We start from the raw sequence: 12,576 nt of genomic DNA, 5'->3' as shown, positions 1-12,576 counted from the left end.
TCACAAGGTCGGCAGGCGATGGTTGCGCACCACGGCGATCAGGATCGGTGCACCGACGAAGGCGCTCACCACCCCCACCGGCAGTTCGTAAGGCTGCACCAGCAGGCGCGAGATGACGTCGGCCAGGAGCAGGACGCAAGGCCCCAGCAACATGCTCAGCGCCAGCGTGCGACGGATGTCGGAGCCGACCAGGCGCCGCGCGATGTAGGGCACGATCAGGCCGATGAAGGCGATGGGGCCGGCTGCAGCCGTTGCCGTGCCCACCAGGATCGCCACGGCCAGCAGCGTGCCCAGGCGGGTCAGTTGCGGGTGGTGGCCAAGGCCGCTGGCAACGCGTTCACCCAGGGCCAGTGCCGCCAGTGGACGGACGACGATCAGTGCCAGCAACACGCCGGCGAGCAGCCCGGGCATGCTCCACTCGAGCGTGTCGAGGGGGCGTCCGGCGAGGGCGCCGATGACCCAGAAACGCATCTCGTCGGCGGTGCGCTGATCCCACAACAGCAACAGGCTGCTGAGTGCGCCGAGCATGCCGGAGAAAGCGGCGCCGGCCAGCACCAGGCGCACCGGGTCATCGCCCACACCGCGCAGACGGGTGACCAGCAGCACCAGCAGGCAACCCAGCAACGCGCCGAGCATGGCGACGCCCAGGTGCAGGCTGGCGGCGGAGGCGCCGAGGTTGATGGCCAGCACCACGGCGAAGGAGGCGCCGGCACTGACGCCCAGCAGGCCCGGTTCGGCCAGTGGATTGCGGGTCACGGCCTGGAGCAGCACCCCGGCCGCGCCGAGGGCGACGCCCACCAGCAGAGCCAGCTCCGTGCGTACCCAGCGCAGCTCGAAGACGATGAAGCGGGCGTCGTCATCCTGGCCGCCCAGCAGCGCATGGAAACTGGGCAGGATGCCGATGTCACCGGCCCCGAGCAGCAGGCTGGCGCCACATAAAAGCAAAAGGCACAGGGCGGCGAAGCCTAGTGCCTTGGCAACGGTCAGGCGTGAGGCGGGCATCAGTCGAGCAGTGCCTTCTCCACGTCATCGAGCACCTGCTGGGCCGCCAGGTAGCCGGAGCTGCTGCTCCAGATCTGCCCATCCACGGTCATCACCTGATCGTCGGCGACGGCTTTCAGGCGCGTGAAGGCCGGCTGCTTGCGGGCATCGTCCAGGGCCTTGCGGCCGTCGGGGTTGAGCGTGGCGAGGAAGATCCAGTCGGCATTGATGCGCGACAGGTTTTCCAGGCTGAGCACGTCGCTGTGTGGCTTCTTCTCCTGGGCGGCCGCCAGCGCGTTGGGGCGCAGGCCGAGGTCAGCGAGCAGCTGACCGACGAACAGGTGGCTGGACATGATCACCGGCCCTTGCGGGTTCCAGCGCACCACGCTGATCGCCTGGCCCTGTGGCAGGCGCTGGCGCAGGGCAGCGCTGCGCGCGTCGATTTCGGCGATGCGCTGCTGGCCTTGCTGCGCCTTGTCGAGCGCCTGGGCGTAGGTCGCGTAGGTGATGCGCCAGTCCTCGAAGCTGTTGCCCTTGGGCACCACGGTCGGGGCCATCAGGCTCAGCTTGGCGTACAGCTCGGGCGACAGTTCGCTCGAGGCCAGGACCAGGTCGGGCTGCAGGCGCAGGATCGCCTCCAGGTTGGGTTCGCGCACGCTGCCCACCAGGGTGATCGCGCCAGCCTTGGCCTTCAGATAGTCCGGCACGTCGTTGCCACCCCGGCTGGCCAGCGTGCCGACGGGTTGCACGCCCAGCGACAAGGCGGCATCCAGCGCGCTATCGCCCAGTGCGACCACGCGCTGCGGCGTGCCGCTGAGTGTCAGCGGGCCATTGGCGCTGTCCAGCGTGCGTTCGCTGGCTTGCAGGGGAAGGTTGAACAGCAGCGTGGCGGCGAACGCCAGCGCAGTGCGTTGCACGAAAGAGGGGATGGACATGCAGGACTCCAGGCCGAAAGGGCTGCAATGACGCCGCCCCATACAGGATCGAAAGCAAGCTATCTTTTACCCTCAAGCGTAATGAAAATCCATTGCGTTTACGAAGTTTTTACAAGGACATCGCTCAAGCTCCGCCTGTGACAGGTGTCTGCAGGGTGGTCATTTTCATTTCTGCTTTGAAACTCCTAGCGCGTTCATCGGCTTCTTTCATGCATTCGAATGCTGCAGACTAGCGCGCATTTCCTTCCCTCCATCGATCAGGAGAGTGTTCATGAGCCCCGTTTCCTTCGCCCGCCAGCGCTACACCACCAAGGCTTACGATGCCAGTCGCCAGGTGGACCAGGCGATCATCGACGAGCTGCTCGAACTGCTGCGCCTGGCCCCGTCGTCGGTCAATTCGCAGCCGTGGCACTTCGTCGTGGCCAGCACCGCCGAGGGCAAGGCGCGCCTGGCCAAGGGCGCCCAGGATGGCTTCGCCTACAACCAGCCGAAGATCCTCAACGCCTCGCACGTGATCCTGATCTGCGCGCGTCGCGACATCGACGACGCCTACCTGGCCGACGTGCTGCAACAGGAAGCCGACGATGGCCGCTTCCGTGACGATGCGGCCCGCACCGGCCAGCACAACACGCGCAGCAGCTACGTCGAACTGCATCGCGGGCTCGGCGACATGCCGCACTGGACGGAGAAACAGGCCTATCTGGCACTGGGCACCCTGCTGCTGGGCGCGGCTGCCAAGGGTGTGGATGCCACGCCGATGGAGGGTATCGACCGGGCGGCGCTGGACGAGGAACTGGGCCTGGCTGCCCAGGGGCTGAGCAGTGTCGTCGCCGTGGCTCTGGGCTACCACAGCGACGGCGACTTCAATGCGGCGCTGCCGAAGTCGCGCCTGCCGGCCGAGCGCGTCTTCACTCACCTCTGAGCACACGGCCCCTGCGCAGGGGCCGCGTCGCCATCATTCCGGCAGCTTGGCGATCACCTTGATCTCGAAGTCGAAGCCGGCCAGCCAGGTCACGCCGATGGCCGTCGCGGTCGAGTAGGGGGCTTCGCCCCAGTACTCGGCCGCGACTTCCCAGATGGTCTCGAAGCGCGAATGCGGGTCGACCATGAAGATGGTGGTGTCCACCACATCGTCGAAGCTGCTGCCCGCCGCGGCAAGAATCGCATTGAGGTTGCTGAAGGCCAGGCGCACCTGCTCTTCGAGAACCGGTTCCGGCGAGCCGTCCTTGCGACTGCCGACCTGGCCGGAGACGAACAGGAATCCATTGGAGCGCACCGCCGGCGAGTAGCGGTGAAGTTCATAGAGCGCATGGCGATCGGCCGGGAAGACCACGTCACGTTTGGGGTTCATTGCACACCTCCATCTGGGCTGCGCTGCAGCCGTTGTTAACGATGGAGTCACTGTAAGAAGACGCCTGGCCTGGATAAACGCGCAACTCTGGTCATGACTGTTTGTAGAATCCAAACAATCAACAGTCGAGAGAGACGCGAAATGGACCGTTTCGATGCGATGCAGGCGTTCGCGCGCGTGGTCGAGACCGGCAGCTTCACCAAGGCTGCCAGCACCCTGCACATGAGCAAGACCAGCGTGACCCAGCTCGTCCAGCAACTCGAGGCGCGCCTGCGCGTGCGTCTGCTCAACCGCACCACGCGCAAGGTCAATGTCACCGCCGACGGCGCGGCCTATTACGAACGCGTGGTGCGCCTGCTGGCCGATGTCGACGACGCCGAGACCAGCCTGTCCAGCGCGGCGATGGCGCCCCGTGGACGCCTGCGGGTCGACGTGCCCAGCCCCTTTGCGCGGATGCTGCTGATTCCGGCACTGCCGGCGTTCTACGCGCGCTATCCGGAGATTCAGCTGACCCTGGGGGTGAGCGACCGCATCGTCGACATCATCGGCGAGAACGTCGACTGCGTGGTGCGTGGCGGCGAGATCACCGACCAGTCGCTGATCGCCCGCCACGTGGGCGACCTGCAGCTGGGCATCTACGCCACGCCAGGCTATCTGCAGCGCAGCGGAACGCCGGGCCACCCGCGCGAACTGGAAGAGGCGGGGCACAGCACCGTGGGTTTTCTCTGGTCGCGGACCGGCAGGGCCTTGCCCTACGCCATGCAGCGGGGTGGCGAGCGCATCGAGGCGCAAGGTCGGCCGCTGCTGACCGTCGATGATGGCAATGCCTATCTCGCGGCCGGCCTGGCGGGCCTGGGCATGCTCTGGCTGCCGCATTACATGGCCGCGCCACACCTGGCCAGCGGCGAGCTGGTGCGCCTGTTCGAGGACTGGCAGATGGCGCCGATGCCGATGTACCTGGCATTCGCGCCGAACCGCCACGTCAGCGCCAAGCTGCGGGTGTTCATCGACTGGGTGGTGGCGCTGATGGCCGAGCATACCCCGCTGTCGGCGCGGCGCTGAGCCTAGAGGGCCGCCGTCCCCGAGGCTGACGAGCGGGCAGCAAAGAATTGTCTTGACCGCAGAGAATGATCGTTCTACCTTGCTGAGAACGATCATTCTCTGCAGTGCCTGAACCATGCTCGAAGATGCTTCCATCCAGCAGCGCCTGCTGCAGACCACCGAAAGCCTGATCTACGCCGGGGGCATCAACGCCACCGGCATGGATGCCATCGTCAAGGCCTCGGGGGTGGCGCGCAAAAGCATCTATCGCCTGTATCCGACCAAGGAGGCCCTGGTGGCGGCGGCGCTGCGTGCCCGTGACGAGCGCTGGATGCGCTGGTTCATCGATGGCACGTCCAGCGGCGAGCCGCGTGCGCGGCTGCTGGCGATCTTCCCGCTGCTGCGCAGCTGGTTCGAGTCAGCGGACTTTCGCGGCTGCGCGTTCATCAATGCGGCTGGCGAGACCGGCGATCCGAGCAGCGAGATTCGCGCCGTGGCGCGGCTGCACAAGCAGCGCCTGCTCGGCTACCTGAACGAAATCACCGCCGCCTGTGGCCTGGCCGACGCTGCCGGCGTGGCCAGGCAACTGCTGTTGTTGATCGACGGCGCTACCGCCGTTGCCATGGTCACCGGCCAGGCCGATGCCGCCGACTGTGCCGGCCAGACCGCGTCGATGCTGTTGCAGACCCCGAATGCCCAGTGATGGGCGCCATTCCCTGAAAGCAAGAGGTGCCGTTATGTCGTCCAATGATGAAATCCGTCCGCCGCTACCGCCGTTCACCCGCGAGAGTGCCATCGAGAAGGTCCGTCTCGCCGAGGATGGCTGGAACAGCCGGGATGCGGCCAAGGTCGCCAAGGCTTACAGCCTGGATACGCGCTGGCGCAACCGCGCCGAGTTCGTCGACGGGCGCGGTCAGGCGCAGGCCTTCCTCGAGCGCAAATGGGCCAAGGAGCTGGAGTACCGTCTGATCAAGGAACTCTGGGCGTTCACCGACAACCGCATCGCCGTGCGCTATGCCTACGAGTGGCGTGACGACTCGGGCAACTGGTTCCGCTCCTACGGCAACGAGAACTGGGAGTTCGGCGCTGACGGCCTGATGGTCAATCGCTACGCCTGCATCAATGACCTGCCGATCACCGAGGCCGAGCGCAAGTTCCGCTGGCCACAGGGGCGCCGTCCGGATGATCATCCGGGTCTGTCCGAACTGGGGCTCTGAACGGCTCGCAGGCACGGGACTTGCTGCTTGAATGCGTCGATGACCCCGAACTCCAAGGATGCCGAATGAATCGCAACGATCTGCGCCGTGTCGACCTGAACCTGCTGGTGATCTTCGAGACCCTGATGTTCGAGAAGAACCTGACGCGGGCTGCGGAGAAGCTGTTCCTCGGCCAGCCGGCAGTCAGTGCGGCGCTGGCGCGCCTGCGCGACCTGTTCGACGACCCGCTGCTGGTGCGCAACGGCCGGGGTTTCGAGCCGACGGCGCGGGCCCTGGCGATTCTCCGGGAGCTGCAGCCGGCGATGGACACCATCTCGGGCGCGGTGAGCCGTGCCCGGGAATTCAACCCTGCGACCAATCGCGACACCTTCCGCATCGGTCTGTCGGACGATGCCGAGTTCGGGCTGTTTCCGGCGCTGCTCAATCAGCTCCGTGAGGAGGCGCCGGAGGTGGTGATCGTGGTGCGGCGGGTCAACTTCCTGCTGATGTCATCGATGCTGGCGTCGGGGGAGATCTCCGTCGGCGTCAGCTACACCACCGAGCTGCCGGCCAATGCCAAGCGCCGCAAGCTGCGCGAGATGCGCGTCAAGGTGCTGCGCGGCGATGATCGGCCAGGGCCGCTGACGCTGGACGAGTACTGCGCCCGGCCGCATGCGCTGGTGTCCTTCTCGGGCGACCTGTGCGGCAACATCGACAACGATCTGGCGCGCCTCGACCGTTCGCGGCGCGTGGTGCTGGCAGTGCCACAGTTCAGTGGCTTGCGCTCGATCATCGCGGGGACGGAAATGCTCGCCACGGTGCCGGATTTCGCGGCGGCAGCCCTGATCGAAGGCACCAGCCTGCGCGCGGATGACCCGCCATTCGAGCTGGTCAACTCGGACCTGTCCATGGTCTGGAGCGGGGTGACCGACAACGATCCGGCCGAGCGCTGGATCAGGAGCAAGATCGTCGAGTTCATGGGCGAGCCGGGCGCCTGAGCGGGGCTCAGTCGCGGTAGAACACCTGGATCAGGTGATAGCCGAACTGGGTCTTCACCGGGCCGTGCACCTCGCGCAGGGCCTTCTTGAAAATCACCTGGTCCACCGCGCGGACCATCTGTCCGGGACGGACTTCGCCCAGGTCGCCACCTTTCTTGCCCGACGGGCAGGTGGAGTGCTTGCGCGCCAGCACATCGAAGGCTTCGCCGGCGGCGATGCGCTTCTTCAGAGCCGCCGCTTCCGCTTCGGTCTTGACCAGGATGTGGCGGGCCATTGCCTTTGCCATTGATGGGCTCCTCAATTCTGTCAGCGCGCTATTGTGCCAGCATTCGCTGCGCCAGCAGAATGACGTCAATTTTATGGGTCGTGCGTTGTCCGCACTGCAGGTAATCATGGCCTATGGTATTTCAATCGCTGTTGACGGAAGCGCCGCCATGGATCTCCCTGCAATGCTGAAAGTCCTGTCCACGCAGGACGGTTCCGATCTCTATCTCTCCACCGGCGCGCCGCCCTGTGCCAAGTTCAATGGCGTGCTCAAGGCGCTCAGCCAGGAGCCGCTGAAGGCGGGGGACGTGGCCGCCATCGCGGATTCGGTCATGGATAGCGCGCAGCGCGAGGAGTTCGAGCGCGAACTGGAGATGAACCTGGCGATCTCGCTGGCCGGGGTCGGTCGTTTCCGCATCAACATCTTCAAGCAGCGCAACGAGGTGTCCATCGTTGCGCGCAACATCAAGATGGAGATTCCACGCTTCGAAGACCTCAAGCTGCCCGAGGTCCTGCTCAGCACGGTGATGGAGAAGCGCGGCCTGGTGCTGTTCGTCGGCGGCACCGGTTCGGGCAAGTCGACCTCGCTGGCTGCGCTGATCGATTACCGCAACCGCAACAGCGGTGGCCATATCATCACCATCGAAGACCCGGTGGAGTACGTGCACCGGCACAAGAAGTCGATCATCAACCAGCGCGAGGTGGGCGTGGATACACGCAGCTTCCATGCAGCGCTGAAGAACACCCTGCGCCAGGCGCCGGACGTGATCCTGATCGGCGAGATCCGCGACCGCGAGACCATGGAGCACGCACTGGCCTTCGCCGACACCGGGCACCTGGCGATTTCTACCCTGCATGCCAACAACGCCAACCAGGCGCTGGACCGCATCATCAACTTCTTCCCTGAAGAGCGTCGCCCGCAGTTGCTAAATGACCTGGGCAACAACCTCAAGGCCTTCGTTTCCCAGCGCCTGGTCAAGACCATCGACGGCAAGCGCCGCGCGGCGGTGGAGGTGATGCTGGGGACGCCGACGGTGCGTGATCTGATCAAGCGCAACGAATTCTCCGAGCTCAAGGAGATCATGGAGAAGTCGAAGAACCTCGGCATGCAGACCTTCGACCAGGCGCTGATCGACCTGGTGCACGACGGCGCCATCGACGAGGAGGAGGCGGTGAAGAACGCCGACTCGGCGAACAACGTGCGCCTGAAGCTCAAGCTCTACCGCGACAACCCGGCCAATGCCAAGCCCGCGCCCGTCGCAGCGGCTCCGGTGGCGGCACCGGCTGCAGCGCCGAAGGTTGCCGAGGCGGGCGACTGGGGGCTGGAACTGAAGCTGGAGGACATCGAGGAAGAGCAGCCGCCGGAGGATCCGGGGCGCCAGGGTATCTAGGGCGTGGGCCAGAGCATTGGGCGGTAGGCCTGGCGTAACCGCTGGCTGACGCCGTCGTGGTCGAGCTGGGCGATGGCGTCGCGCAGCTGCGTCACCAGCTGGCGGTCGCAGTCGAGCGAGCAGGCCAGGTAGAGGTCGGTGCTTGCCAGGGGTGGGCTCATGCGCAGCTCGTGCCGGCGCGCCGCCGATTTGTGCCAGATGTACAGCGCCTCGTCGATGCCGGTGAACCAGGCATCGATGCGCCGCAGTTCGAGCAGGCGGGCCGGGTTCTCGCCAAGCCGGATCTGCACGATCTGCTGCTCGGCGAAGCCCTCGCGGCGCAGCGTCTCCACCTGTGCGGTGCCCAGCCCGACACCGATGCGCTGGTAGCGCCGGCGCGCCTCGGCGAAGCTGGCCACTGGCTCGTCGAGGCTGAAGAAGGCGCGCTCGAGCAGCATGATCGGGGCTATCCAGGTGTAGCGCGCCTCGCGCTGCGGGGTTCGTGACAGCGGGATGATCAGCAGGTCCTTGCCCTTGCTCACGGTGGCCTGCGCCCGCAACCAGGGCTCGGCGATGATTTCGGTCAGGCGACCGCTGCGGGCGGCGGCGGCCAGCACCACGTCACCGACCATGCCGTTGCCGCCTTCATAGTCGTGAAAGGTCAGCGGCGGGGCGTCGGGCAGGTACAGCTTTACCGGCCCTGCTGCGGCTGCACAGACGGCAGCGCTCAACGTCAGGACAAACAGCAGGTGTTTGAAATGAGGCACGGTGAACATCCTGTTGTTCAGTGAAAAAACAATAGACGCAAGCGGCTATTACCCTGAGGTCCGTGAGTCTCCGTGACTGGCAGGTGGTGCGGCCGGGCAGGTGCTCGTCGGGAAAATGGCGTCATTATAATGAGCAAATATGCCTGAAGGCTAATTGCCATTATTCGGTGCGCTTGCCTGTGTTGCGCGAAGGCTCTGGCACGGGGATTTGCCGGCATTCGCCCGTTCGGCTGGTGTGTTCGCGCCGTGCTGCGCGCTGCAGACTGATGCGGGGTTTCAGTTCTGCAGCTGCGCCAGATCGCGATACAGCTCCAGGGCCTTGGGGTTGGCCAGCGCATCGGTGTTCTTCACCGGCCGCCCATGAACGACATTGCGCACGGCCAGTTCGACGATCTTGCCGCTGATGGTGCGGGGAATGTCAGCGACCTGAACGATTCGCGCCGGTACATGGCGTGGCGTGGTGTTGGCGCGGATCACCTGGCGAATCTCGTCACACAGGGCGTCGTCCAGGGTCGCGCCATCGCGCAGGCGCACGAACAGCACGACGCGCACATCGCCATCCCACTCCTGGCCGATGGCGATGGACTCCAGCACGCTCGGTACCTTTTCCACCTGGCGGTAGATTTCCGCGGTGCCGATGCGCACCCCGCCGGGGTTGAGCACGGCATCGGAGCGACCGTGGATGATCAGGCCGCCGTGCGCGGTTTCTTCTGCGTAGTCGCCGTGCGCCCAGACGCCGGGGAAGGTGGTGAAGTAGGCCGAGCGGAATTTTTCGCCGTCGGCATCGTTCCAGAAGCCGAGCGGCATCGACGGAAAGTGCCGGGCGCAGACCAGCTCGCCCTTGGCGCCATGCAGCGGCCGGGCGTCCTCGTCCCATACCTGCACGTCCATGCCCAGGCCCTTGCACTGCAGTTCGCCGCGCCATACCGGCAGGGTCGGGTTGCCCAGGGCGAAGCAGGAGACGATGTCGGTGCCACCGGAGATCGAGGACAGGCAGACATCGCGCTTCACGTCGCGATAGACGTAGTCGAAGCTCTCGTGCGTCAGCGGCGAGCCGGTGGACAGCAGGGTCCTGAGTGTCGTCAGGCGATGGCTTTCCCGTGGTTTGACGCCGGCCTTCTCCAGCGCGGCGATGAACTTGGCGCTGCTGCCGAACACGGAGATGCCCTCGGCGTCGATCAGGTCGATCAGGCGGGTGGGCTCGGGGTACAGCGGCGATCCATCGTAGAGCACCAGGGTGGCGCCCAGTGCCAGGCCGGATACCAGCCAGTTCCACATCATCCAGCCGCAGGTGGTGTAGTAGAACAGGGTGTCGTTGGCGCCCAGGTCGGTATGCAGGCCCAGTTCCTTGAGGTGTTGCAGGAGCGTGCCACCGACGCCATGGACGATGCACTTGGGCACACCGGTGGTACCGCTGGAGTAAAGGATGTACAGCGGCTGGGAGAAGGCGAGCGGGACGAACTGCGGCGCGCCGCCGGGCTGGTAGAAGTCCTGCCACAGGCTGATCTGCGCGGATGACCTGTAATCCTCGGGGCTGGCCTGCAGGCGCGTGTACGGCACGATCAGCAGCTGCTCCAGGCTGGGCAGCCGTTCGAGGATCTCGCCCAGCTTGGCACTCAGGTCCAGCTCCTTGCCGGCATAGCGGTAGCCGGCAGCGGCGATCAGCACCTTGGGCTCGATCTGGCCGAAACGGTCGATCACGCCCTGGGTGCCGAAGTCGGGCGAGCAGCTTGACCAGGTGGCGCCCAGGCTGGCACTGGCCAGCATGCCCACCACCGTTTGCCAGGTATTGGGCATGAACGCCGCCACCCGGTCGCCGACACCGACGCCGGCATCGCGCAGGCTGCGTTGCAGGCCGGCGACATGGGCGGCCAGTTGCGCGTAGCTGAGCTGCTCGCGGCGACCGTCCTCAGCCACGGCCACCAGCGCCGGGTGGCCGTCGCGACGGCGCAGCAGGTGTTCGGCGAAGTTCAGGGTGGCGCCGGGAAACCACTGCGCATCCGGCATGGCCGGGCCTTCGTGCAACACGCACTCGGCGCGCGCATACCAGCGCACGTCGAAGACATCGGCGATGGCCTGCCAGAACGCCTCGCGCTGCGCGACGCTCCAGGCGTGCAGGGCGGGGTAGTCGGCCAGCTGCAGGGCATGGCGGTGGTTGACGAAGTGGCGCAGGGCTTCCATGCGGCTGGCCGCGACACGTTCGGCGCAGGGTCTCCACAGAGGTTGCGGCATGATGAGTCCTCGTGGTCGTCGTGCTCAGCCTTCAGCTTAGCTCGACCGCCGGGCCTCATCGTCTCCCGGCGCTAGTGACTCAGGCGCGCGCGTGCCACGCGTGAACCGTTGGCCTTGCCCAGTACCTGGCAGATGCGCTGGCCAGCGGCGATCAACCTGTCCATGTCCACGCCGGTGTCGATGCCCAGGCCTTGCAGCAGGTAGAGCACATCCTCGCTGGCGACGTTGCCGGTGGCGCCCTTGGCGTAGGGGCAGCCACCGAGCCCGGCGACCGAGCTGTCGAACACGCTGATGCCTTCGAGCAGGCTGGCGTAGATGTTGGCCAGGGCCTGGCCGTAGGTGTCATGGAAGTGCCCGGCCAGCCGTTCACGCGGAACGTCGCGGCTGACCACGTCGAGCAGCGCGCGGGTCTTGCCCGCGGTGCCGGTGCCGATGGTATCGCCCAGCGAAACCTCGTAGCAGCCCATGGCATGAAGCTCGCGTGCCACTGCGGCGACCTGCTGCGGGGCGACGTCGCCGTCGTAGGGACAGCCCAGCACGCAGGAGACGTAGCCACGCACGCGCACCTTGGCGGCCTTGGCCGCCTCCAGCAGCGGCACGAAGCGCTGCAGGCTGTCGGCGATGGAGCAGTTGATGTTCTTCTGCGAGAAGGTTTCGCTGGCCGCGGCGAACACCGCCACTTCCTCCACCTTCGCCTCCAGCGCGGCCTCGAAGCCCTTGAGGTTGGGGGTGAGCGCCGCATAGGTGATGCCTGGCCGGCGCTGGATGCCGCTGAACACCTCGGCGGAGCCGGCCATCTGCGGCACCCATTTGGGCGAGACGAAGCTGCCGACTTCGATATAGAGCAGGCCGGCGGCGCTCAGGTCATCGACCAGGCGCACCTTGTCGGCGACGCTGATCGGCTGTTTCTCGTTCTGCAGGCCGTCGCGCGGGCCGACTTCGACCAGGCGCACGGAGTGGGGCAGGTTCATCGGTTTTCCTCGTCGGTATCCGGTTGTAACGCATGGAGTGGACATCGTTTTGCATGTCCACCTCGATACGGGTGGGTGCCCTTGTGGTGGATCGATACAGCGTGATCCACCCTACGGTTCGCGTTCAATCCGTGCGTAGGGTGGACATCGCCTTTCATGTCCACCTCGATGCGGGTGGGTGCCCTTGTGGTGGATCGATACAGCGTGATCCACCCTACGGTTCGCGTTCAATCAGTGCGTAGGGTGGACATCGCTTTTCATGTCTACCTCGATGCGGGTGGGTGCCCTTATGCTGGATCGATACAGCGTGATCCACCCTACGGCTCGTGTTCAATCCGTGCGTAGGGTGGACATCGCCTTTCATGTCCACCTCGATGCGGGAGAGCGCCCTGATGGTGGATCGGTGCAGCGTGATCCACCCTACGGTTCGCGTTCAATCCGTGCGTAGGGTGGACATCGCCTTTCATGTC

Annotated in this window: 13 protein-coding genes; 6 read left to right on the top strand and 7 right to left on the bottom strand. The window is 65.7% G+C overall.

Annotation, left to right across the window (positions count from 1 at the left end):
• Window positions 1-1,002 (bottom strand): FecCD family ABC transporter permease, encoded by a 1,002-nt coding sequence (locus JLK41_RS14185; protein WP_037047890.1) that lies wholly within the window; start codon window positions 1,000-1,002, stop codon window positions 1-3.
• Window positions 1,002-1,916, bottom strand: coding sequence for an ABC transporter substrate-binding protein (locus JLK41_RS14180; RefSeq protein ID WP_210389186.1), 915 nt, complete (start codon window positions 1,914-1,916; stop codon window positions 1,002-1,004). Before JLK41_RS14180 ends, JLK41_RS14185 begins: the two co-directional genes overlap by 1 nt.
• A gap of 271 nt (window positions 1,917-2,187) precedes the next feature.
• Here JLK41_RS14180 and nfsB point away from each other — a divergent pair, with 271 nt between their 5' ends.
• Entirely contained in the window at window positions 2,188-2,838 is a 651-nt protein-coding gene (gene nfsB, locus JLK41_RS14175) for an oxygen-insensitive NAD(P)H nitroreductase (RefSeq protein WP_210389185.1), read from the top strand.
• Between the two features lie 33 nt (window positions 2,839-2,871).
• Here nfsB and JLK41_RS14170 read toward each other — a convergent pair whose 3' ends face one another.
• The gene (locus tag JLK41_RS14170) at window positions 2,872-3,267 is read right to left on the bottom strand and encodes a RidA family protein (RefSeq protein ID WP_037047879.1); all 396 of its coding nucleotides are present in this window, start codon (window positions 3,265-3,267) and stop codon (window positions 2,872-2,874) included.
• A 141-nt stretch (window positions 3,268-3,408) separates the two neighbouring features.
• On the opposite strand from JLK41_RS14170, the gene JLK41_RS14165 reads away from it, so the two are divergent.
• The 4 genes from JLK41_RS14165 to JLK41_RS14150 all read left to right on the top strand — a co-directional run bounded on the left by JLK41_RS14165 (window position 3,409) and on the right by JLK41_RS14150 (window position 6,502).
• Window positions 3,409-4,329, top strand: a complete 921-nt coding sequence (locus tag JLK41_RS14165) for a LysR family transcriptional regulator (RefSeq protein ID WP_210389184.1) — start codon at window positions 3,409-3,411, stop codon at window positions 4,327-4,329.
• Between the two features lie 115 nt (window positions 4,330-4,444).
• Window positions 4,445-5,011, top strand: a complete 567-nt coding sequence (locus JLK41_RS14160) for a TetR/AcrR family transcriptional regulator (RefSeq protein ID WP_037047867.1) — start codon at window positions 4,445-4,447, stop codon at window positions 5,009-5,011.
• A 34-nt stretch (window positions 5,012-5,045) separates the two neighbouring features.
• A complete protein-coding gene (locus tag JLK41_RS14155; RefSeq protein ID WP_047591574.1) occupies window positions 5,046-5,525 on the top strand; it encodes a nuclear transport factor 2 family protein in 480 nt (159 codons plus the stop codon).
• 65 nt (window positions 5,526-5,590) lie between these two features.
• Window positions 5,591-6,502 carry a LysR family transcriptional regulator gene (locus JLK41_RS14150; protein ID WP_175253972.1) on the top strand — a complete coding sequence of 304 codons (912 nt, stop codon included), beginning with the start codon at window positions 5,591-5,593 and terminating at the stop codon, window positions 6,500-6,502.
• Between the two features lie 7 nt (window positions 6,503-6,509).
• Here JLK41_RS14150 and JLK41_RS14145 read toward each other — a convergent pair whose 3' ends face one another.
• Window positions 6,510-6,788 (bottom strand): peptidylprolyl isomerase, encoded by a 279-nt coding sequence (locus tag JLK41_RS14145; protein WP_017362973.1) that lies wholly within the window; start codon window positions 6,786-6,788, stop codon window positions 6,510-6,512.
• 148 nt (window positions 6,789-6,936) lie between these two features.
• Between JLK41_RS14145 and JLK41_RS14140 the strand changes: the two genes are divergently transcribed.
• Window positions 6,937-8,157 (top strand): PilT/PilU family type 4a pilus ATPase, encoded by a 1,221-nt coding sequence (locus JLK41_RS14140; RefSeq protein WP_172979150.1) that lies wholly within the window; start codon window positions 6,937-6,939, stop codon window positions 8,155-8,157.
• On the opposite strand, the gene JLK41_RS14135 is transcribed toward JLK41_RS14140, so the two are convergent.
• From JLK41_RS14135 to JLK41_RS14125, 3 genes are all read right to left on the bottom strand, one after another.
• Entirely contained in the window at window positions 8,154-8,912 is a 759-nt protein-coding gene (locus JLK41_RS14135; RefSeq protein WP_210389183.1) for a substrate-binding periplasmic protein, read from the bottom strand. The two genes, JLK41_RS14140 and JLK41_RS14135, sit on opposite strands and share 4 nt — an antisense overlap.
• A 267-nt stretch (window positions 8,913-9,179) precedes the next feature.
• Complete coding sequence (locus tag JLK41_RS14130) at window positions 9,180-11,135, bottom strand: acetoacetate--CoA ligase (protein WP_210389182.1); 1,956 nt, start codon at window positions 11,133-11,135, stop codon at window positions 9,180-9,182.
• Window positions 11,136-11,206: 71 nt separating this feature from the next.
• Window positions 11,207-12,106 (bottom strand): hydroxymethylglutaryl-CoA lyase, encoded by a 900-nt coding sequence (locus tag JLK41_RS14125; protein ID WP_210389181.1) that lies wholly within the window; start codon window positions 12,104-12,106, stop codon window positions 11,207-11,209.
• Between the last annotated feature and the right edge of the window lie 470 nt (window positions 12,107-12,576).

Source organism: Ectopseudomonas khazarica (assembly GCF_017915135.1).
In the GTDB taxonomy this organism is placed as follows: Bacteria; Pseudomonadota; Gammaproteobacteria; order Pseudomonadales; family Pseudomonadaceae; genus Aquipseudomonas; species Aquipseudomonas khazarica.
This window is presented reverse-complemented; position numbering and strand designations above follow the sequence as displayed.